Source organism: Rhizobium sp. BK512 (genome assembly GCF_014194915.1).
GTDB lineage: Bacteria > Pseudomonadota > Alphaproteobacteria > Rhizobiales > Rhizobiaceae > Rhizobium.
The window spans coordinates 304449-324259 of the sequence record NZ_JACIAS010000010.1 but is presented as its reverse complement, the minus strand read 5'-3'; the positions used below and the strand labels follow the sequence as shown (position 1 = coordinate 324259).

Annotated in this window: 16 protein-coding genes, 1 tRNA gene and 1 riboswitch; of the genes, 7 read left to right on the top strand and 10 right to left on the bottom strand. The window is 60.3% G+C overall.

What is annotated here, in order from left to right; genetic code table 11:
- The first annotated feature begins 2 nt into the window (after positions 1-2).
- The 4 genes from FHX06_RS30605 (at position 3) to FHX06_RS30590 (ending at position 2516) form a co-directional block, all read left to right on the top strand.
- Positions 3-79 (top strand) — tRNA-Met (locus FHX06_RS30605).
- A 364-nt stretch (positions 80-443) separates the two neighbouring features.
- A complete protein-coding gene (locus FHX06_RS30600) occupies positions 444-1250 on the top strand; it encodes a cysteine rich repeat-containing protein (RefSeq protein WP_113211843.1) in 807 nt (268 codons plus the stop codon).
- A 154-nt stretch (positions 1251-1404) separates the two neighbouring features.
- Complete coding sequence (locus tag FHX06_RS30595) at positions 1405-2190, top strand: DUF2092 domain-containing protein (RefSeq protein ID WP_112968664.1); 786 nt, start codon at positions 1405-1407, stop codon at positions 2188-2190.
- The gene (locus FHX06_RS30590) at positions 2187-2516 is read left to right on the top strand and encodes a hypothetical protein (protein ID WP_113211844.1); all 330 of its coding nucleotides are present in this window, start codon (positions 2187-2189) and stop codon (positions 2514-2516) included. Before FHX06_RS30595 ends, FHX06_RS30590 begins: the two co-directional genes overlap by 4 nt.
- A 13-nt stretch (positions 2517-2529) precedes the next feature.
- Here the strand turns inward: FHX06_RS30590 and FHX06_RS30585 are convergent, their stop codons facing one another.
- The 8 genes from FHX06_RS30585 to FHX06_RS30550 all read right to left on the bottom strand — a co-directional run bounded on the left by FHX06_RS30585 (position 2530) and on the right by FHX06_RS30550 (position 12665).
- On the bottom strand, positions 2530-5697 hold the full coding sequence (locus FHX06_RS30585) for an efflux RND transporter permease subunit (RefSeq protein WP_112968666.1): 3168 nt from the start codon (positions 5695-5697) through the stop codon (positions 2530-2532).
- A gap of 41 nt (positions 5698-5738) precedes the next feature.
- Entirely contained in the window at positions 5739-6938 is a 1200-nt protein-coding gene (locus FHX06_RS30580) for an efflux RND transporter periplasmic adaptor subunit (RefSeq protein WP_112544469.1), read from the bottom strand.
- A 202-nt stretch (positions 6939-7140) separates the two neighbouring features.
- Positions 7141-8274 carry a calcium:proton antiporter gene (locus FHX06_RS30575; RefSeq protein WP_183881985.1) on the bottom strand — a complete coding sequence of 378 codons (1134 nt, stop codon included), beginning with the start codon at positions 8272-8274 and terminating at the stop codon, positions 7141-7143.
- A gap of 148 nt (positions 8275-8422) precedes the next feature.
- Positions 8423-8773, bottom strand: coding sequence for a ribbon-helix-helix domain-containing protein (locus tag FHX06_RS30570; protein ID WP_112544467.1), 351 nt, complete (start codon positions 8771-8773; stop codon positions 8423-8425).
- 102 nt (positions 8774-8875) lie between these two features.
- Entirely contained in the window at positions 8876-9472 is a 597-nt protein-coding gene (locus tag FHX06_RS30565; RefSeq protein ID WP_112544466.1) for a DJ-1/PfpI family protein, read from the bottom strand.
- A gap of 87 nt (positions 9473-9559) precedes the next feature.
- Positions 9560-9955, bottom strand: a complete 396-nt coding sequence (locus tag FHX06_RS30560; RefSeq protein ID WP_113015403.1) for a DUF779 domain-containing protein — start codon at positions 9953-9955, stop codon at positions 9560-9562.
- Between the two features lie 73 nt (positions 9956-10028).
- The gene (gene adh, locus FHX06_RS30555) at positions 10029-11537 is read right to left on the bottom strand and encodes an aldehyde dehydrogenase (RefSeq protein ID WP_112544464.1); all 1509 of its coding nucleotides are present in this window, start codon (positions 11535-11537) and stop codon (positions 10029-10031) included.
- 168 nt (positions 11538-11705) lie between these two features.
- Positions 11706-12665: a helix-turn-helix domain-containing protein gene (locus FHX06_RS30550; protein WP_183881983.1), complete on the bottom strand. Its 960-nt coding sequence runs from the start codon at positions 12663-12665 to the stop codon at positions 11706-11708.
- 413 nt (positions 12666-13078) lie between these two features.
- Between FHX06_RS30550 and msrB the strand changes: the two genes are divergently transcribed.
- Positions 13079-13567: a peptide-methionine (R)-S-oxide reductase MsrB gene (msrB, locus tag FHX06_RS30545; RefSeq protein ID WP_112544462.1), complete on the top strand. Its 489-nt coding sequence runs from the start codon at positions 13079-13081 to the stop codon at positions 13565-13567.
- A gap of 16 nt (positions 13568-13583) precedes the next feature.
- Positions 13584-15452 (top strand): cytochrome c biogenesis protein DipZ, encoded by a 1869-nt coding sequence (locus tag FHX06_RS30540; RefSeq protein ID WP_183881981.1) that lies wholly within the window; start codon positions 13584-13586, stop codon positions 15450-15452.
- Here FHX06_RS30540 and FHX06_RS30535 read toward each other — a convergent pair.
- Together FHX06_RS30535 and FHX06_RS30530 are read right to left on the bottom strand one after the other, a co-directional pair.
- A complete protein-coding gene (locus tag FHX06_RS30535; RefSeq protein WP_183881980.1) occupies positions 15439-16650 on the bottom strand; it encodes a TIGR03862 family flavoprotein in 1212 nt (403 codons plus the stop codon). The genes FHX06_RS30540 and FHX06_RS30535 overlap by 14 nt on opposite strands.
- 38 nt (positions 16651-16688) lie before the next feature.
- Entirely contained in the window at positions 16689-17111 is a 423-nt protein-coding gene (locus tag FHX06_RS30530; RefSeq protein WP_112544459.1) for a MerR family transcriptional regulator, read from the bottom strand.
- A 71-nt stretch (positions 17112-17182) separates the two neighbouring features.
- Here FHX06_RS30530 and FHX06_RS30525 point away from each other — a divergent pair, with 71 nt between their 5' ends.
- Complete coding sequence (locus tag FHX06_RS30525; RefSeq protein ID WP_183881978.1) at positions 17183-19486, top strand: heavy metal translocating P-type ATPase; 2304 nt, start codon at positions 17183-17185, stop codon at positions 19484-19486.
- Between the two features lie 40 nt (positions 19487-19526).
- Positions 19527-19732: riboswitch (cobalamin riboswitch) on the top strand.
- The last annotated feature ends 79 nt before the right edge of the window (positions 19733-19811 follow it).

Genomic DNA, 19811 nt, shown 5'->3' with positions numbered 1-19811 from the left:
GACGCGGGGTGGAGCAGCCCGGTAGCTCGTCAGGCTCATAACCTGAAGGCCGCAGGTTCAAATCCTGCCCCCGCAACCAAACATATAGCCCGCATGCAAGCGGGTTTTTTTTGTTTGATAACACGACGAGCATGCAACGTCTCGAAAGTCGCCCAAGCTCCCAAAGCCGACGCGGCGAAACCAAAATCTCCCCTCACTCCATCTCATCTAAATATCTCGGCGCGGATATTTCCGATGCTTCGATACATCTTAAGCACAGTCAGCCAATCGCATCCGGATATTCGGGTCTACTATCAAAATTTCGAATGTGCTAAAGTAAATTCGCGTGGCGCTTTAGATTTTTGCGCACGGATTTCAATTGGTTTTTCGAAGTCTGCTGTCTCGCTCAGCCGGAGTACTTCTTTTCATGCCCTAAATCGATGAACTTTTCAGGGAGGGGAACAATGCGGATATATGCATCTTCTCGATCGGCAATACGACGCAGGGGGCGTTGGGTCCAGTTCGGGTTATCGATATCAAGCGTCATCTGCGCGGCCAGTCTTCTGACCGGGGTTGCCGTTGCACAGGCACCGACCGAAGAGCAGCGCAATGAGATCCGGGCAGCATGCCGTTCGGATTTCATCGCACAGTGTTCAGGGGTGCAGCCTGGAGGTATCGAGGCGCTGACCTGCTTGCAGCAACATGATTCCACGCTTTCCGCAGCCTGCCGCAAGGCAGTCTCCGCCGTCAGCGCCAAGCCGAAATCGACATCTGCGGAGCCATCTCAGACGGCGCCTGCGACGGCAGGGGCGGCCACGGCGGCACCAGGAGCCGGCGCCCAGGCGGCGGCTCAGCCGACCGACGCACAGCGCAACGCCGTCAAGTCAGCTTGCCGCTCCGATTTTATGGCGCAATGCTCCGGCGTGACTCCGGGAGGTGCCGCGGCACTCGCCTGCCTGCAGCAGCATAATGCCCGCCTGTCGGCGCCTTGCCAGCAGGCTGTTGCGGCCATCGGTGCGGCGGGCGCGCCCGCGGCCGGTGCGGGTGCAGGTGCCGCAACGGCAGCCACACCGCCGGCGACCCGGCCGGCTGCGATGCCTGTCTTCTCTCCCCGCGAGGAAGTGATGATCGTGCGCGAGACTTGCGGGCCGGACTTCCGAGCTTTCTGCCGCATGGTGCCGATCGGCGGCGGGCGGGTGATCGAGTGCCTGCGGGACAATCTGCAGCGCGTGTCGCCAGCCTGTCACAGGGTGCTGACCTCGGGCCTGTAGCGGCCTTCCAATTCCTATCCGGTTTCGCCCGGAATGCCTGAGCCGTCAGGCATTCTCCTGACGGTTCCGCTCAGCCGTTTCGAGATCGTCGCAGTACGATCCGAAATCTCCGCATCCGATGAATTCAATGACGACACAAATGAAAGGCAGTGCCATGTCATCGACTTCTCTATCGCGATTGAAACGAATACTGAGCTATTCCGCTGTTGCCGTCGGCCTTGTGCTGCCGACCCATGCATGGGCGGATGATGCAAAAGATCTTCTGAAGGCCATGTCCGATTTTCTGGTGGCGCAGAAGAGCATATCCTTCAACTACCAATCATCACTCGAGGCTGTGACCCCGGACTTCGAGAAACTGCAATTCGTCAGTTCGGGTACAGCCAATATCACCCGCCCCGACAAGCTGCGTGTTACGCGGACCGGAGGCTTTGCCGATATCGATGTCAGTTTCGACGGTTCGACGCTGACCGTGCATGGCAAGAACCTCGATGCCTATGCGAAGGTCGATGGCAAGGGCTCGCTTGATGATCTGATCGACAGGCTCGCCGATGCTGGCGTGGAAGCACCAGGCGCCGATCTGCTCTCGTCTCACGTCTATGACATCTTGATGTCCGACGTGACCGAGGCCAAGCACATCTCCAGCGCCTTCGTCGACGGTGTGGAATGCGAATATCTGGCTTTCCGCACACCAGAACTCGACTGGCAGATCTGGATACAGACGGGTTCGCAGCCGATACCGCGGCGCTATGTAATCACCAGCAAACACGTCGTCCAGGCGCCGCAATATACGCTCGAGATCAGCAACTTCAAAAGCGGGGCGGATGTCGCCGCCACCTCCTACAATATCGACATCCCAGCCAATGCGAAAACCGTGGATCTGAGTGAACTTCAATCGATCGATGAGCTTCCGGCGCCCGCCGTTACAGGAGATATGCAATGATCTGCAGCAAGCTCTTTTTCGCTCTGTGCCTCGCCGGCGTGATGGTCTTCACCGATTTTCGCCTGGAAGGAGAAGGCCCGCTACCGCTGTCGATAGGCTTCGCCACGCCGGCGGAGGCGGTCATCGGCCGTCCCTTGACGCCGCTCTCCTATGCCGGAGTGGCGCGTCGCACCACCCGCCGGGTAGTCCGACGCACGGCGACGACGATCGCCGTGCTGCCTCCAGGCTGCATCTATGGCCCTTATTATGGCGGCTATTATTATCGCTGCGGTGGCCTCTACTATGCCAAGAGCGGCGGCGTCTATGTTCAGGTGATCGTGCAATAGGCTGCTTGCCAGCCTATTGTGCCGTCATTTCAGTATCGGTTACAGCAGGCGCTTTACCGCGGCGCCTTCTGAACTCTTCAAGGCGCTGCAGCACGACGTAGAAAGAAGGAACGAACAAAACGGCAAGGCAGGTCGATGCGATCATGCCGCTGAAGACCGATATGCCGATTGACTTGCGGGCAGATGCGCCAGCTCCCGTCGCGAGGACAAGCGGCAGGACGCCGAGAATGAAGGCGAAGGATGTCATGAGGATCGGTCGGAAGCGCAGGCGGGCAGCCTCAACGGCTGCTTCGAGGATTTCCATGCCTTCCTCTCGCTTTTCTCGGGCGTATTCGACGATGAGAATGGCATTCTTCGATGCCAAAGCGATCAAAAGGATCAGGCCGATCTGGGTGTAGAGGTTGTTGGCGACGCCCGCCGCCATCAACGCGCCGACGGTGCCGAGCAGGGCAAGCGGGACAGCCAGCAATACGGCGAGCGGCAGGATCCAGCTTTCATATTGACCCGCGAGCACGAAGTAGACGAGCAGCATGCCGAGCGCGAAGATATAGTAGATCTGTCCGCCGACCGCCTTTTCCTGATAGGAGAGCGCCGTCCACTCATAGCCGGTTCCTGTTGGCAAGGTCTGGTCGGCAATCTGCTCCATGACATCGAGTGCCTGGCCGGAGCTGAAGCCGGTCGCAGGTCCGCCGACGATCGTTGCTGACGGGTAGAGGTTGTAGAGGCTGATCAGGGAGGGGCCTTCCATCGGCTTGATATCGACGACGGTACCGAGCGGCACCATCGTGCCATCCCCGGCCTTGACCTCCAGATTGCGGATATCGTCGGGGCTGACGCGGAATTCCGGAGATGCCTGAGCGTAGACCTGGAACGTGCGGCCAAACTTGTTGAACTGTGTCACGTAGCTCGATCCAACGTAGCCCGAGAGCGCAGAGAAAACCTGTCCGACCGTGACGCCCAATGTCTCGGCCTTGATACGGTCGACCACGATCTCGAGCTGCGGCACATTCGAGCGGAACGACGTACTCAGCCTTTGCAGCGATGACTGGGCTTCGCCATTTTTCACAATCGTATCGGTAAGCGACTGCAACAGTGCATAGTCGGAAACACCATTCTTGAGTTCCACTTGCATCGTGAAGCCGCTGGCATTGCCGACGCCCTGAATCGGCGGCGGTACGATCACCAGGGTTTTCGCGACCAATACGCTTTGCAGCGCGCCATTCAGATGCTGGTAGATGGACAGAAGATCCTGCCCTTTTTCCTTGAGGCGTTCGTCCCAGTCCTTCAGCACGACATAGGCCACGCCGGCGTTTTGAAGGCTGGCATTGTTGTCGAGAACGGATATGCCGCTGATCGTCAGGACCTGATCGACGCCCGGCGTCTCCTGGGCGATCTTGCCGACCTCCGCCATGACGGCGTCGGTGCGCTCCTTGGAGGCACCATCGGGCAGTTGCGCGCCGATCAGCACGTAGCCTTGATCCTCGATCGGCAGGAACGCGCTCGGCACGCGTGTCAGCCCCCAGACAGCTAGTCCCATCAGCGCCAACGCCAGAATAGCCATGACCGCGGCGTGGCGCGTCATCGAGCCTATCAGCCGGACGTATCCGCGTTCACCCCAGTCGTAGATCCTGTTGAAACCGCGATAGACGAAGTTGCGCTTCTCGGGAGGCACCGGCGTGCGCAGCCAGAGGGCGCACTGCGTCGGCTTCAGCGTCACAGCGTTGATGGCGCTGATTAGCGCGGTGGCTGCGATCACGAGAGCGAACTGCCGATAAAGCTGGCCCGTCAGCCCCGGCAAGAAGGCGGCTGGAATGAAAACCGCCATCAGCACCAGCGTGATACCGATGACGGGACCGAGCAGTTCGTCCATTGCCTTTTCAGCGGCCTTACGGCCGGTCATGCCCGCCTCGATATGTCTCGCCACACCCTCGACAATGACGATGGCGTCATCGACGACAATGCCGATGGCGAGAACGATTGCAAACAGAGTGGAGAGGTTGACCGTGAAGCCCATGGCCGCCATCGCGGCAAAAGCGCCGATGATAGTGACAGGAACAGTTGTCGCCGGAACGAGCATAGCTCGCCAGTCCTGCAGGAACAGCAGAATGACGATGAGAACGAGAACGCCTGCCTCGATCAGCGTGACATAGACTTCGTCGATCGAGGCCTTGACGAATTTCGTGGTGTCGAAGGGGAGATGATATTCGAGGCCCGGCGGGAAGGCCTTCGCCAGTTCCGCCATCTTCACATCGACTGCCTGGGCCACAGCAATGGCGTTTGCTTCCGGCAATTGGGAGATCCCGATGCCCGCAGCCGGTCGGCCATTCTGCATGAAGGTCTGGCTATAGGTCTGCGCACCCAGTTCGACCCGGCCGATATCGCGGATGCGCGTTACCCGGCCGCCGTCCGAACCATCGACCTTGACGATGATGTTTTCGTAGTCAGCAGCATCGTTCAGCCGTCCATTGATGTTCAGCGTGTATTGGAATGTCTGCCCCTGGGGTACCGGCGGAATGCCGATCTGGCCAGCCGTGACCTCCTGGCTCTGCTGCTGCACGACATTGACGATATCCTGTGGTGTCAGCCCGCGAGCCTGCAGCAGGTTCGGATCCATCCAGATGCGCATGGCATACTGGCCGGCGCCGAAGACCGTGACATTGCCGACGCCGGGCAGGCGGGCAAGTTCGTTCTGGAGGTTGATGACCGCATAATTGGAGAGGAACAGGTTATCATAGCGGCTGTCCGGGGAGGTCAGGGTGACAAAGCCGAGGATGGCGGTCGATTTCTTCTGGGTGCTGACGCCCTGGACCTGCACCGCCTGTGGAAGCGACGACATGGCAATCGCGACGCGGTTCTGCACGAGGACCTGTGCCTGGTCGGGATCCGTTCCAATCGCGAAGGTCACGGTGAGCGAATAGGTGCCGTCACTTGCGCTCGTGGACTGCATATAGAGCATGTCCTGCACGCCGTTGACCTGCTGCTCGATCGGCAGCGCGACCGTATCGACAAGCGTCTTGGCGCTTGCGCCCGGAAAACGCGTCGTCACCTGCACGGTGGGTGGAACGACATTCGGATATTGCGCGACCGGCAATTGGAAGAGAGCTACCGCGCCGATGAGAACAAAGACCAGGGCCAGAACATTGGCGAGCACCGGCCGTTCGATGAAGAAGCGCGAGATCATGCTGTTGCCCTTGGACGTTCGGATGAGGCGTTGCTGCGAAATTACTGCGTCGTCGTCGTAGCCTTTGCATCGGTGCCGGCCGCCGCCGGTTGCGGTTTCATGTCGATTTTCTCAGGCGCGGCCTTGCTCCCGGGGATCGCCTGCTGGATGCCCTGGACGACGACCCAGTCGGCGGGTTCGAGGCCGGATTCGATGACGCGGAGACCGCCTTCGCGCTGGCCCGTCTTCACCTGCTTCTGCTCGACCGTATCGTCCTTGCCGAGAACGAGCAGGTAGCTGCCGAGCTGGTTGGTGGCGATCGCATCGTCGCGCACGAGCAGCGCTTTCTCGCTCCGGCCGATCGGTACGCGAACGCGCACGAAGAAGCCAGGCAGCATCGCCTTGTCCTTGTTGTCGAACAGGGCCCGGACTTGAAGCGTGCCTGTTGATGCATCGAGTTGCGGCGAGACGTAGTCGAGATGTCCCTTATGCGGGTAGCCTTCTTCGGATTGCAGGCCGAGTTCGGCTGGGATGCTTGGCAGATCCGTCTGCTTGAAGGTGCGTCCCTGCTTTCTCAACATATCCTTGATCAGCAGAACCTGGGTTTCGCTGACGTTGAAATAGGCATAGATCGGGTCCGTCTGGACGATGCTTGCGAGCTTGGTGGGGCCTGAGACGCCGACGAGCGTGCCGATATCGACAAGGTGGTCGGTCACCGTGCCATCGAAGGGTGCAATCACTTCGGTATAGCCAAGATTGATCGTTGCGAGTTCGACATTGGCCTGGGCATTGAGGATTTGCGCATTGGCTTCGTCGAGCGTCGCCTTGGCGCTGTCGACGGCTGTCTGCGTCGTGACCTGCTGCTTCATCAGATTGACCTGACGATCGTACTCCTGCTTGGCCCCAACCTGGGATGCCTGTTGCGATGCGAGGGATGCCTTGGCCTGATCAAGCTGGGCCTGATAGGTGTCGCGCTCGATTCCGAAGAGTTTGGTTCCCTTCGTTACGGTCGTGCCATCCTGATAATCGATCGACTGAAGGTAACCCTGGACGCGTGCTTCGATATCGACCGAGTTCAGCGGCGCAGTATTGCCTGTGAGTTCGAAATAGAGGGTGACGGGCTCCTGGACTGGTTGTGCAACACGGACGGCCGGCGGCGGAGGCGGGACGTAGGTATTGCTGCTTCCATCGCAGGCAGCGAGCGCTGCCATGCCGATGAGTGTCACAGAAATCTGCAGGCCCCGATGCAATCCCTCACGCATTCTTGCTGCCCCGATGATCTATGTGCCCCGGTCGTCATGCGTGCCCTGGTGGCGGCCCCATCAGTCGCCAAGTGTTTCAGGCATGCGGTACTATGTCGTGGAATCGTCCGAAATTGCAATAGGTTATGGCATGCAATTTAGCTGTGTCTAAACGATTGATGACTCCGCAACCCTACCGTGGTTCAGTCTGGATAATTTCCATTCATTGCTGAGTAATGAGCAGTACGTAGGCGAGGAACAGCACCAGGTGAACTGCGCCTTGCATGAGATTGGTGCGGCCGCTCGAAAAGGTAATGATGCTGACGGTAATTGTCAGAACGAACATGACGAGATCCGGACCCTCAAGCCCTAACGTGACCGGGTGCCCGTAGAAGTGGCTGATTGCGAGCATCGCCGGTACCGTCAGGCCGATCGTCGACAGGACTGAGCCGAGGAAGATGTTGATGGCGCGCTGCAGGTGGTTGGCGACGGAAGCGCGCACGGCGCTGATCGCCTCAGGTGTCGCGACAAGCACCGCCATGATCACGCCCCCGAATGCCGCCGGTGCATGCAGGGTTTCGATCACATAGTCGATCGGCTTGGCAAGCTGTTCAACCAGGAAGACCACCGGCCCCATGTAGGCGAGCAGCAGAACGGCATGATGCCATACCCCCCGGGGGGGCCGAATGCCGACTGCGCGCCGCTCAAGATTGTTGCCGTCTTCGGCGAAGTAGCGCTGGTGACGGCCGGACTGCAGCAGGAGAAATATGCTGTAGAGACCGATCGAGACGATACCGAGAAACATCTGCCGCGCGGCCGTGGGGTGCGGACCATCCGGGCCGGCGAGGAAAGTCGGCATGACGAGGCCAAGGGTTGCGAGCGGCACGATCACCCCAAGATAGGCATTGGCGCCATGCAGATTGTGCTGCTGATCTTCCCGCCGCCAGGCGCCAAAGAGCAGCGATAGGCCCACCATGCCGTTCAGGATGATCATGACCACCGCAAACAGCGTGTCGCGTGCGAGTGTTGGATTATTTTCCCCATGCAGCATGACAGCCGAGATCGCCATCACTTCGATCGAGGTAATCGCAAGTGTTAGGATGAGGGTCCCGTAGGGCTCGCGAAGCTGCTCTGCCAGATGATCCGCATGGCGAACGACCGACAGGGCGGAGCCCAGAACGACAGCGAAAAGCCAGAAAAAAATGACGACGAACCAGAATGGCTCGGCAATCCGGGCGAAGATCGGATCGGGGAAAGCGAGGAAAATCAGGCTGGTCGCGGCGCTGACGCCAATGAACCATTCCTCGCGTGCCAGGCTCGTTATGTTTAAGGGATGCAGGGCGGGGCTGTCAGTCATCGGCACCACCGCCAGCCACGGAATGCCGTCGCTTCACAACCGCGATCACTGTCATTTTCCCCTCCGCCTCCCAACTGGCCGGCTGATTGTCTCACGCAGAGGGGCAACGCGCCTATCTAAAAATCATCGCTGCGGGCTCAGGGCGAATTTAATGATACTTCCGCTTCTCCCGCCCCAGAATTTCCGGGGCGTTGAGGCCGGCAATCGGCCTTGAGAGATCGGCGGGGATGTCGCCCGCGAGTTGGAGATCCAGATAGCGGGCGCAGCAGACGCGGAGGAAGGAGGTGAAGTTGCCGAGATCATGGCCGGCGTCGATCGACTCGTGGTGCAGTCTGGTTATCAGCTGGACCACGTTCATGCCGTCGCGGGCGGCAATTTCCTCGAGTTTCGACCAGAAGAAATTCTCCAGTCGCACACTGGTCACCATGCCGTCGATACGCAGCGACCGAGTGGTGCTTTCCCAGAGCCGGGCATCCGCCTTGATAAACAGTTCACACATCACGTCCTCCCGCCGGTCCATTTAAAGCGTGCCGCGATGCCACGCTTTAAGGCTTTGATTTTGCACGTCATTATCGCAAAGCCGCTGTTTGCGCGACATGCTTTAGGCGGCGTTGGTCTCTAGGACCGTTGCAGCATCAAGCACCGTCATGAACTGGCGCAGCCACGAGGGATGGGCCGGCCAGGCCGGTGCGGTGACGAGATTACCATCGGAAACAGCATCAGTGATGGCAATATCGGCATAGGTGCCGCCGGCAAACTCGACTTCCGGGCGGCAGGCGGGATAGGCCGAGCAGGTGCGGCCCTTGAGCACACCGGCGGCCGCCAGAAGCTGGGCGCCGTGGCAGATGGCAGCGACCGGCTTGTTGGCATCGAAGAAATGCCTGACAGCCTTGATGACTTCGGGGTTGAGGCGGAGATATTCCGGCGCGCGGCCGCCGGGGATGACGAGCGCATCGTAATCTTCGGCTCGCACGCTTTCGAAGGTGGCGTTCAGCGCAAAATTATGACCGCGCTTTTCGGAATAGGTCTGGTCGCCTTCGAAATCATGGATAGCGGTGGCGACCGTCTGGCCGGCTGTCTTGCCGGGGCAGACGGCGTGGACCGTGTAGCCGCAGGCAAGCAGTGTCTGGAACGGAACCATCGTTTCGTAATCTTCAGTGAAATCGCCTGTGATCATCAGGATTTTGGACGCTGGCATTTCTTCCTCCTCTAAAAACCAACAGATGGACTTTAACAAAGGATCGCGGGCCGCGGGTACTAAGGGAATACTACACGGGGCTCCGGCTCAGGTCGTCTCGCGGGTCATGGCATCGGGAATGGCGCAGGCCTCGCCGCCGCCGAACATGCGCGAACGGGTAAGGAAGCGCTTCTCGCGGCCATTATCGAGCGAAAACATGCCGCCGCGCCCGGGTACGACATCGATGATGAGTTGGGTATGCTTCCAGGCCTCGAATTGACTGGCGCTGATATAGACGGGAACGCCGCCGATTTCGCCGAGTTTCACATCCTGGTCGCCAACGATGAAATCATCCGTCGGGTAACACATGGGCGATGAGCCGTCGCAGCAGCCGCCGGACTGATGGAAGAGGACATCAGGGTAGTCCCTTTGAATTTCCTTGATGAGGTCGAGCGCCGCATCGGTTGCGAGTACACGCGGTTCGCCATTGACCATCTGTTCCATGATTGCCTCCTCCAAGACAATGCCTCCTCCCCGTCAAGGGAGGAGGCTCGATGATAGCACAATCGACTGCTTCTCAGAAGAAACCAAGTTTCTTGGGGCTGTAGCTGACCAGCATATTCTTGGTCTGCTGGTAGTGGTCGAGCATCATCTTGTGCGTTTCACGGCCGATGCCGGATTGCTTGTAGCCACCAAAGGCCGCGTGGGCCGGATAGGCGTGATAGCAATTGGTCCAGACGCGGCCGGCCTGGATTTCCCGGCCGAAGCGATAGGCCCGGTTGGCGTCGCGGGTCCAGACACCAGCGCCGAGACCGTAAAGCGTGTCATTGGCGATCTCGAGCGCTTCCTTCTCATCCTTGAAGGTGGTGACCGAGACGACCGGGCCGAAGATCTCTTCCTGGAACACACGCATCTTGTTGTGGCCCTTGAAGATGGTCGGCTTGATGTAATAGCCGTCAGACAGTTCGCCGCCGAGATCGTTGCGCGAGCCGCCGGCCAGCACCTGTGCGCCTTCCTGCTTGCCGATATCGAGATAGGCGAGGATCTTTTCCATCTGTTCGGTGGAGGCCTGAGCGCCGATCATCGTTGCCGGATCGAGCGGGTTGCCCTGCTTGATGGCCTCGACGCGCTTGACGGCCCGTTCCATGAAGCGATCATAGATCGATTCCTGGACGAGAGCGCGGCTCGGGCAGGTGCAGACTTCGCCCTGGTTCAGCGCAAACATGGCGAAACCTTCGAGCGCCTTGTCGAAGAAATCGTCGTCTTCGGCCGCCACGTCTGCAAAGAAGATATTGGGCGACTTGCCGCCGAGTTCCAGCGTGACCGGAATGAGGTTCTGGCTGGCATATTGCATGATGAGGCGGCCTGTCGTCGTCTCGCCGGTGAAGGCGATCTTGGCGATGCGTGGGCTGGAGGCGAGCGGCTTGCCGGCTTCGAGACCAAAGCCATTGACGATGTTGAGGACGCCGGGCGGCAGCAGATCGCCGACGAGTTCTGCCCAGAGAAGCAGGGAAGCGGGTGTCTGTTCGGCCGGTTTGATAACGACGCAGTTGCCGGCGGCAAGGGCCGGCGCCAGCTTCCAGGTCGCCATCAGGATCGGGAAGTTCCAGGGAATGATCTGGCCGACGACGCCGAGCGGTTCATGGAAATGATAGGCAACCGTATCATGGTCGATTTCGCCGATCGTGCCTTCCTGGGCCCGTATGCAGGAGGCGAAATACCGGAAATGATCGATGGCGAGCGGAATGTCGGCCGCCATGGTCTCGCGGATCGGCTTGCCGTTGTCCCAGGTTTCAGCCTGAGCCAGAAGCTCCAGCTTGTCTTCCATGCGTTGGGCGATCTTCATGAGAATGTTGGAGCGCTCGGTGGCGGAGGTGCGGCCCCATTTTTCCTTCGCGGCATGGGCGGCATCGAGTGCTGCATTGATGTCCTTTTCATCGGAGCGCGGGATTTCGCAGAGTTTGCCGCCGGTGACGGGCGTGACGTTGTCGAAATATTTGCCGCCGATCGGCTCACGCCACTCGCCGCCGATGTAGTTGCCGTATTTCAGCTTGAACGGCGACTCGACGATTTTCTGATGAAGCATGTCATCCTCCCTTGATGAACAGGTTCCGGATCGAACCAGTGGGAGGAAATCTGTGTCGCTTTGGCTCGGTAGAACAGGGCGGCTTGCCAATACCGCACCGCACAGTGTCGCAGAGTTGCGACAGGTTTCGGTGTCACCACGAGATTGTGACCGAACCCTTGCTCGATATTAGTGGAGGTCGAGTTTCTTCATCTTCCGGTGCAGTGTTGCACGGCTGATGCCTAGAGCCGCAGCGGCTTGGGAGACATTGCCGTGGGTGCGGGAAAGTGCCCGCAGCAGCGCCGCTTTCTCGGCCTCGGCCATTTCTTTTTCCTGGGAAACATGGCCTTCATGCAGGGCGTCGGAGGCGGGAAGGCCGGCAGCGATGCGCACGTCATCCAACTTGAGGACGAGGCGGGCGGCGCGTGTGGCGCCGAGAACGAGATCATGCCGATCGACGGCCAGCAAGGCGTTCGCGGAATTGGCGCCGGCCGGCACCATGACGAAGCGTGCACCGGCAAAGGCGGAGCGGAAGAGATTGAGCTCGATGCGCATCGCCGCATCCCGCACGGCTTGCGAGAGGATGCTCAGCGTCATTTCGTTGACGTCATCGCGGCAGGTGGAGATGTCGAGGGCAGCGGCCAGCAGGCCGCGGTGATCGCGGATCGGGGCCGTGGTGCAGCTGAGCTTGATGTTGGAGCAGTAAAAATGCTGATCGCGAAAGACAGCGACTGCACGATCATCGGCCAGCGCAGTACCGATGCCATTGGTGCCGATGCTGGCTTCCGTCCATACCGAACCGGTCCATAGACCAAGATCATGAAATTCCTTGTCATTGCCGACGGCGCCGCGGCGTTCCAGCGCAATGCCGTTGCGATCGGTCAGGAGCAGGCAGCAGCCGGCCTTGCCGACTGTTGCAAAAAGCCGGTCGAGTTCGTCGCGCGCATCGGCGATCAACTGATCCGATTGCTCCCGGGCAACGCTGAATTCCTGTTCGGTAAGACGTAGCGGCGTGCGCCTATCTTCGGGAGCAAGCTGATACATGGTCATGCAGCGGCGCCAGGAGGCGACGATTGGAGAGCTGGCCGCAGCGGAATTTTGCTGGGCGCACGTATAGACATGTTCCGCATGTGCGGATTGTTCGTGCATTGAGGCTCCTCCCACGGAACTTGCGCATACTCTGATGTAAATGTGGCGGCTTTGCAATCAGCCGGGCATGACGGCAGATTGCATGGATCGAATTTGCGTTGCCGCGAGTGTCGCACTTCTGAAACAGTTGTGCCGGGCCGGGTGACCATCATGCTCGCGACAATATGACCGCTCATCCGCTTGCTCGGCCTCGCTTTACGGCATAGCGTCGTATTTACTTGGATATAACGATCCGGGATGGCGCCTTCTCACTTTTGCGTGTCCCCATGGGCGACTGCGTAACAAAACACTGCTTGGCTCCGTAGTTCTCGGCGTGGACAAAAGATCGGCATGGCGGGAATAAAGCCGGCCGATCGTTGTCTACTGAATGAAAGTGCCTGTCGCAGATGCTGTAGACATAGGAGAGCGACGCGATGCTGAACAGACGATTGCTGCTGATCACTGCGGGACTTGGCGCCTTCGCCCTGCGCTTGGGTTTCGGCAGCCAAGCCATGGCGAAGGAAACCTTTGCCGTTAGCCATACAGACGAAGAGTGGAAGAAGCTGCTGACTGCGGACCAATATTCGGTACTGCGGCAGGAGGGAACGGAATATCCCTTCACAAGCCCGCTGCTGCACGAGGAGCGCAAGGGCAATTTCGCCTGTGCGGGCTGTGATCAGGAAGCCTTTTCATCGACTACGAAATTCGACAGTGGCACAGGCTGGCCGAGTTTCTGGGCGCCGCTCAATGACAAGGTCGTCGGCACGACGCGCGATACATCCTTCGGCATGGTGCGCGATGCCGTCCATTGCGGGCGCTGCGGCGGGCATCTTGGCCACGTCTTTAACGACGGGCCGAAGCCGACCGGCTTGCGCTACTGCTTGAACGGCGTGGCCATGACATTCCACCCGGCTTCTGCCTGATCGACGGGACACTCTGATGCTTCTCTTCGTCCTTGCCTATCTCGGTGGGGTGCTGACGATCGTCAGCCCCTGCATCCTGCCAGTGCTGCCGTTCGTTTTCGCCCGTGCCGGCCAACCTTTCCTGCGCAGCACATTGCCGATGATGCTCGGCATGGCGGCGACATTCGCTGGAGTCGCGACCCTCGCTGCTGTCGGCGGCGGATGGGCCGTGCAAGCCAATGAATATGGCCGCTATGTCGCGATCGTGCTGCTTGCCGTTTTTGGCGTCATTCTGCTTTTCCCGGCGCTGTCGGATTACCTGACGCGACCGCTCGTTTCGCTCGGTGCGCGTCTGTCGCAGTCTGCCGATCAAAACACACGCAGTGGCGGCTCGGCCGTTGCCGCTTCGCTGTTGCTCGGCGTCGCGACCGGGCTGCTTTGGGCACCCTGCGCCGGGCCGGTTCTAGGCCTCATACTAACGGGTGCGGCGCTGCAGGGCGCGAATGTCGGAACGACGCTTTTGCTGCTTGCCTATGCGCTGGGGGCTGCGACCTCGCTTGCACTGGCACTCCTCATTGGCGGCAAGGTCTATCAGGCGATGAAGCGTTCGCTTGGCGTCGGCGAATGGCTGCGGCGTGGCGTGGGTGTTGCGGTTCTCACGGCTGTCGTGGCGATTGCACTCGGCCTTGATACCGGCTTCCTGACGCAGGCTTCGCTTGCCAGCACCAATGCCCTGGAGCAGGGTCTGGTCGACAAGTTCCATCAGCAACAGACGGCTGACAATGCCGGTGGCTCGATGAAGTCGGTGTTAATGCCGGCTGGTGGCGGGGGCTCGATGTCGATGACCGCCAACAACCAGATGATGATGACCGGCAATCCCGCCACGATGAGCGGTAACACCATGATGATGGCGATGAAGCCAAAGGGTGCTGCCGAACAGCTGCCGGTCGAAGGTCAGATGCCGCCGCTCGATGGCGCGGTGCAATGGCTGAATTCCACGCCGCTGACGGTGGAGCAGCTGAAGGGCAAGGTCGTCCTCGTCGATTTCTGGACCTATTCCTGCATCAACTGCCTGCGTGCCATCCCCTATGTCAAAGCCTGGGCCGAGAAGTACAAAGACCAGGGTCTCGTCGTCATCGGCGTGCATTCGCCTGAATTCGCCTTCGAGAAGAATGTCGACAATGTGAAGAAGGCGATCTCCGATCTCGGCATCACCTATCCTGTTGCTGTCGATAACAACTATGCGATCTGGCGCGCCTTCGACAACGAATATTGGCCGGCGCATTATTTCATCGATGCGAAAGGGCAGGTCCGCCACCATCATTTCGGCGAGGGCGATTACGACCAGTCCGAACGGATAATCCAGCAATTGCTGGCCGAAGCCGGCAAGACCGGTGTTTCCAGTGATATCGTGGATGTGAAGGCGACCGGTGCCGAAGCCGCTTCCGATGCTGCCAATGTGCAATCGCCGGAAACCTATGTCGGCTATCAGCGCTCGGAGAACTTTGTTGACGACAAGGGCACGATCAACGATGCCGCGCATGATTATGTTGCCGTGACGCCGAAACTCAATGAATGGGGCCTGACCGGCAATTGGACAGTCGGGTCCGAACAGGCAACGTTGAATGCTGCCGACGGTACTATCTATTACCGCTTCCATGCCCGCGATCTGCATCTGGTTCTCGGTCCAGGCGCAGATGGCAAGCCGGTGCGCTTCAAGGTGATGGTCGATGGCAAGGCGCCCGACGATGGTCACGGCGCGGACACGGATGCCGACGGCAATGGCACGGTGACGGGGCAGCGCCTCTATCAACTAGTGCGCGAAGCCGGACCGGTCGGCGACCACACGTTCGAGATCCATTTCCTCGATCCCGGCGTGCAGGCTTTCGCCTTCACCTTCGGCTGAGCCAGGCCTCGATGCCTTTTGCTGCGGCCCGGCCCGTTGCGAAACAGGCAGTCAACAGATAGCCGCCTGTCGGTGCCTCCCAATCCAGCATCTCTCCGGCCGCGAACATGCCGGGGAGATGTTTCAACATGTAGGTTTCGTCGACCTCGCTGAAGGCGATGCCGCCGGCAGAGGATATGGCCTCGGCGATGGGGCGTGGGCGCAGCAATGGGATAGCCAGCGACTTGATGGCGGCAGCGAGTTTGTGCGGATCGTTGCGATCGGTCTCCGGCACCAATTCACGCAGAAGTGCCGCCTTCACGCCATCGAGCCCGGCGCCTTTGCGCAGGCGGTTGGAAAAGCTCATCTTGGCATCCTGCCGGGTCAGATCGCGCGACAGGCGATCTGCGGTGCGGCCCGGGGCAAGGTCGACTGTCAGTCTTGCCTCACCATGCGACAGCAGGTCGTCACGCAAAGCGGCTGAATGCGCGTAGATGAGGCTGCCTTCGATACCGTGCTTGCTGATGACGAATTCGCCCGGAAATGTCCCGGCGCGTGATGTTGCCGTCACGGATTTCAGCGGCTCTCCGGCGAAGCGTTCGCGAAGGATCTCGCTCCAGGCGACATCGAAGCCGCAATTGGCCGGTTGAAACGGTGCGATCGCCACCCCGCGCTCGGAGAGCAATGACACCCAGCCGGCATCGGAGCCGAGGCGCGGATAGCTGGCGCCGCCGAGCGCGAGCAGGGTTGAATCGCAGGATATGGTCTTGTGGCCGTCAGGCGTTTCGAAAATATGGCCGTCTTCTGTGAACCCGATCCAGCGATGGCGGGTGAAGAAGCTGACGCCGCGGGCTTCCAGCCGGGCGAGCCAGGCGCGCAGCAGCGGCGAGGCCTTCATCACATCGGGGAAGACGCGGCCGGACGAGCCTACGAAGGTCTCGCTGCCGAGGTCTGACGCCCAGGCGCGGATATCGGCCGGCGTGAAGGCATCGAGGGCTGCGCGCAGGCGGGGATTGGCGTTGCCGAAGCGGGTGGAGAAGCGTTCGTAGTCTTCGGAATGGGTGATGTTGAGACCGGATTTGCCAGCGAGCAGGAATTTGCGGGCAAAGGTCGGCATCGCATCATAGACGGAAACGGCATGGCCGCTTGCCGACAGCACTTCGGCTGCCGAAAGGCCGGCGGGGCCGCCGCCGATGATCGCGATTTTCTTCTGTTTCATTGCGCCTTCTTGGCGTGGGCAGTCGGCGAGCGCAAGTCTCAGTGATGTGGATGCACGCACTTGCCGTGATCGGCCAGCACCTCGATGACCCGGCACTGGTCGACGCGACCATGGCCGCAGCCTTCGACCATCTGTTCCAGCTCTGCCTTCAGGGCATTGAGGCTGCGGATGCGCTGCTCGACCTCGATCAGGCGGGCCTTGGCGATGGCATCGGCGGAAGCGCAGGGCTGATGCGGGTCGTCCTGAAGCTGCAAGAGAGTGCGGATCGCCTCGATCTCGAAGCCGAGCTCGCGGGCATGGCGGATGAAGGCGAGGCGGTTGAGGTCCGATGGTTCGTAGGAGCGCTGATTGCCCTCGCTGCGGCTCGGCGCAGATAGCAGACCGATGCCCTCATAATAGCGGATCGTCGGCACTTTGACGCCGCTTTGGCGGGCAGCTTCACCGATGGTGATCTTTTTCATGATTTTCCTCTTGCACCTCTAGTCGCTAGAGGATGTAGGAACGATACTGCCTACAAGCAAGGATCGAAATCATGAGCGAAGCAGCACAGGCACGGTACCGGGTTGGCGGCATGGATTGTGCCGCCTGCGCAACAAAGATCGATACGGCCGTCAGGCGTGTGCCCGGCGTCGAAGACGTCTCCGTATCGGTGACGGCGGGCACGATGACTGTGCGCCACGATGGCAGCAGCGATCTCAAGGCGATCGAAAAAAAGGTGACCGGCCTCGGCTATTCGGTTGCTCCGCTCACGGGCAAGGCCCCTGTCCGGGAAAGCAAGACCGATCATGATCATGCGGATCACGACCACGATCATGACCACGGGCATGATCATGATCACCATGGTCATGAGCATGATGATCACGACCACGAAGGTCACGACCACGATCATGCTGGTCATCATCACGCCGATCACGGGCATTCGCATGGCGCCGAGGAAGTCGAGGGGTTGCACGGCCATGATCATGGGCCGATGACCGGTCCCTGGTGGCAGAGCAAGAAGGGCCGATTGACGATCCTTTCGGGACTTGCACTCGTCGTTGCCTACGTGGTCGGCCATCTGGTGCCTTCGATTGCTCCGTATGCTTTCATCATCGCCATGCTGGTGGGGCTGGTGCCGATCGCGCGTCGCGCGGTCATGGCCGCACTTTCCGGCACGCCCTTTTCCATTGAAATGCTGATGACGATTGCCGCTGTTGGCGCGGTCATCATCAATGCCGGTGAAGAGGCAGCGACGGTCGTGTTCCTGTTCCTCGTTGGTGAATTGCTGGAAGGGGTTGCCGCCGGCAAGGCGCGCGCCAGCATCCAGTCGCTGACGACGCTGGTGCCGAAGAACGCACTGCTCGAGGCGGCTGGCGAAGTGAAGGAAGTGCCAGCCGAGAAACTTGCGGTCGGTTCCATCATTCTCGTGCGGCCGGGAGACCGGATTTCCGCCGACGGCACCATTCTTTCCGGTGAAAGCGCGATCGACGAGGCTCCGGTGACGGGCGAAAGCACGCCGGTGCGCAAGGGCACAGGCGAAACGGTGTTCGCCGGCACGGTGAATGGCGACGCTGCATTGCGCGTCCGTGTCACGGCCGCTGCCGAGGACAATACGATCGCCCGTGTCGTCAAGCTTGTAGAGGAGGCCCAGGAATCGAAGGCACCTACGGAACGCTTCATCGACCGTTTCTCCCGCTACTATACGCCTGGTGTCGTCGTCGTGGCGGCCCTGGTCGCCGTTCTGCCGCCGCTGCTGGGGGGCGGAGCATGGGGCGAATGGATCTACAAGGGACTCGCGATCCTTTTGATCGGCTGCCCCTGCGCGCTGGTCATTTCGACGCCGGCAGCAATAGCTGCCTCGCTTTCAGCGGGTGCGCGCCGCGGTCTGCTGATGAAGGGTGGGGCAGTCCTTGAATCACTCGGCAAGGTGACGGCCGTTGCCTTCGACAAGACAGGCACGCTGACCGAAGGCAAGCCGCAGGTCACGGATATCATCGCCTATGGGCGCTCGGAGGCTGAGGTGCTTTCGCGTGCTGCCGTTCTAGAGCAGGGCTCCAGCCATCCGCTGGCGCTGGCGATCCTCAACCGTGCCAAGGCCGATGCCGTGCCCGTGCCGCCCGCTTTCGAAGTGGAAGCATTGCCCGGCAAGGGCATGACCGGGAAGGTGGATGGGGAGACGCTCGATCTGCTGTCGCCGCCGGCCGCGCGCGAGCGCGGGGCGCTGAATGCCGAACAGGATGAGCGGGTCGCGGCGCTGAATGGCGCGGGCAAGAGCGTCTCGGTCCTGCTCATCAATGGTGTCGCCGCCGGTCTCATCGCCATGCGCGACGAGCCACGCGACGACGCCAAGAGCGGGCTTGCGACGCTGAAGGCGGCAGGCGTGCGCGCCATCATGTTGACCGGCGACAACAAGCGCACGGCAGCAGCCGTTGCCGGTGACCTCGGCATCGACTGGCGCGGCGAGCTGCTGCCGCAGGACAAGCAGCGCATTGTTGGCGAATTGAAGAAGGAAGGATTGTTCGTTGCCAAGGTCGGTGACGGCATCAATGATGCGCCTGCACTTGCCGCAGCCGATGTTGGCATCGCCATGGGCGGGGGCACCGACGTTGCGCTGGAAACGGCGGATGCGGCGGTACTGCATGGGCGTGTCGGCGACGTTGCCCGCATGATCGACCTTTCGAAGCGGACGATGCGGAATATCTTCCAGAACATCACCATCGCGCTCGGGCTGAAGGCCGTGTTCCTGGTCACCACCATCGTCGGTATTACCGGCCTGTGGCCAGCGATCCTCGCGGATACAGGCGCGACCGTATTGGTGACGATGAATGCACTTCGCCTTCTTCGCATAAAGATATAAAGATTTCTTTATGTCATCTTGACGATCCGATGCGACAGGTGCATGCTTGTCGCATCGTGGTTCTCTGGATTTGACGATCCTGAGCTAAGAGGGAATTCGGTGAGGCTAACGCCAAGACCGAAGCTGCCCCCGCAACTGTAAGCGGATAGACACCGTCCTTCGACGTCACTGGGAAGACGCCTGGGAAGACTGGATGGTGTTGAAGACCCGCAAGCCAGGAGACCTGCCGCGATAGATAACGTCCACGGGCGGGGTGTCCCGGTGTGCCGCTTTGCGCGAGACGGCACGTCTGTAGCCACACCTCGTCGATGCGTTGCGCCTGAGC

Coding starts and splice junctions, on each gene's coding strand:
- FHX06_RS30570 (WP_112544467.1), bottom strand. CDS start 8,773: ATGTGTGAACTGTTTATCAAGGCGGATGCCCGGCTCTGGGAAAGCACC.
- FHX06_RS30560 (WP_113015403.1), bottom strand. CDS start 9,955: ATGGAACAGATGGTCAATGGCGAACCGCGTGTACTCGCAACCGATGCG.
- FHX06_RS30525 (WP_183881978.1), top strand. CDS start 17,183: ATGAGCGAAGCAGCACAGGCACGGTACCGGGTTGGCGGCATGGATTGT.
- FHX06_RS30550 (WP_183881983.1), bottom strand. CDS start 12,665: ATGCACGAACAATCCGCACATGCGGAACATGTCTATACGTGCGCCCAG.
- adh (WP_112544464.1), bottom strand. CDS start 11,537: ATGCTTCATCAGAAAATCGTCGAGTCGCCGTTCAAGCTGAAATACGGC.
- FHX06_RS30585 (WP_112968666.1), bottom strand. CDS start 5,697: ATGATCTCGCGCTTCTTCATCGAACGGCCGGTGCTCGCCAATGTTCTG.
- FHX06_RS30600 (WP_113211843.1), top strand. CDS start 444: ATGCGGATATATGCATCTTCTCGATCGGCAATACGACGCAGGGGGCGT.
- FHX06_RS30530 (WP_112544459.1), bottom strand. CDS start 17,111: ATGAAAAAGATCACCATCGGTGAAGCTGCCCGCCAAAGCGGCGTCAAA.
- FHX06_RS30575 (WP_183881985.1), bottom strand. CDS start 8,274: ATGACTGACAGCCCCGCCCTGCATCCCTTAAACATAACGAGCCTGGCA.
- FHX06_RS30540 (WP_183881981.1), top strand. CDS start 13,584: ATGCTTCTCTTCGTCCTTGCCTATCTCGGTGGGGTGCTGACGATCGTC.
- FHX06_RS30580 (WP_112544469.1), bottom strand. CDS start 6,938: ATGCGTGAGGGATTGCATCGGGGCCTGCAGATTTCTGTGACACTCATC.
- FHX06_RS30590 (WP_113211844.1), top strand. CDS start 2,187: ATGATCTGCAGCAAGCTCTTTTTCGCTCTGTGCCTCGCCGGCGTGATG.
- FHX06_RS30595 (WP_112968664.1), top strand. CDS start 1,405: ATGTCATCGACTTCTCTATCGCGATTGAAACGAATACTGAGCTATTCC.
- msrB (WP_112544462.1), top strand. CDS start 13,079: ATGCTGAACAGACGATTGCTGCTGATCACTGCGGGACTTGGCGCCTTC.
- FHX06_RS30535 (WP_183881980.1), bottom strand. CDS start 16,650: ATGAAACAGAAGAAAATCGCGATCATCGGCGGCGGCCCCGCCGGCCTT.
- FHX06_RS30565 (WP_112544466.1), bottom strand. CDS start 9,472: ATGCCAGCGTCCAAAATCCTGATGATCACAGGCGATTTCACTGAAGAT.